Source organism: Acinetobacter sp. neg1, from assembly GCF_000788125.1.
Taxonomy (GTDB): Bacteria; Pseudomonadota; Gammaproteobacteria; order Pseudomonadales; family Moraxellaceae; genus Acinetobacter; species Acinetobacter vivianii.
Genome location: NZ_JSZD01000013.1, coordinates 1 through 714 on the forward strand (window position 1 = coordinate 1; position 714 = coordinate 714).

Genomic DNA, 714 nt, shown 5'->3' on the forward strand with positions numbered 1-714 from the left:
TGGTGATACCATCACGGCAATTGCTACAGATCCTGCAGGTAACCCATCTGTACCAGGTACAGAAACAGTGGATCTCACTCCACCAAATCCAGCAGGTGCAACCTTAACCATTGATGATGTGACTGCAGACAACGTGTTGAATGCCGCAGAATCAACAGGCACAGTGACCGTAACAGGTACCTTAACCGGTATTCCTGCTGATGCAGCAACGACTGTGGTGACACTCGTTATCAATGGTGTGACCTACACTGCAACTGTTGATGCAGCAGCGGGTACATGGACTGCAGATGTAGCAGGTAGTGACTTACTTGCAGATCCAGATGCGACCATCGATGCGACAGCGACCTTCACCGATGCAGCAGGCAACAGCAGCACAGTGACTGATACACAAACTTATAACGTGGATGTGACGGCACCAGCAGCGCCAGAGATTGATCCAGTCAATGGTACCGATCCAATCACCGGTACCGCAGAACCAGGTTCAACCGTGACGGTAACCTTCCCAGATGGCACAACTGTTGATGTGGTGACTGATCCAACGACAGGCGAATGGACTGTACCAAACCCAGGTGGTTTAGTGGATGGTGATACCATCACGGCAATTGCCACCGATCCAGCAGGTAACCCATCTGTACCAGGTACAGAAACAGTGGATCTCACTCCACCAAATCCAGCAGGTGCGACCTTAACCATTGATGATGTGACTGCAGATCA

General features: G+C 50.8%; 1 protein-coding gene. It reads left to right on the forward strand.

Annotated elements, in window-relative coordinates:
• Positions 1-714: Ig-like domain-containing protein (locus tag PJ15_RS09600; RefSeq protein ID WP_047430236.1), on the forward strand; the 714-nt coding region annotated here is incomplete at both ends.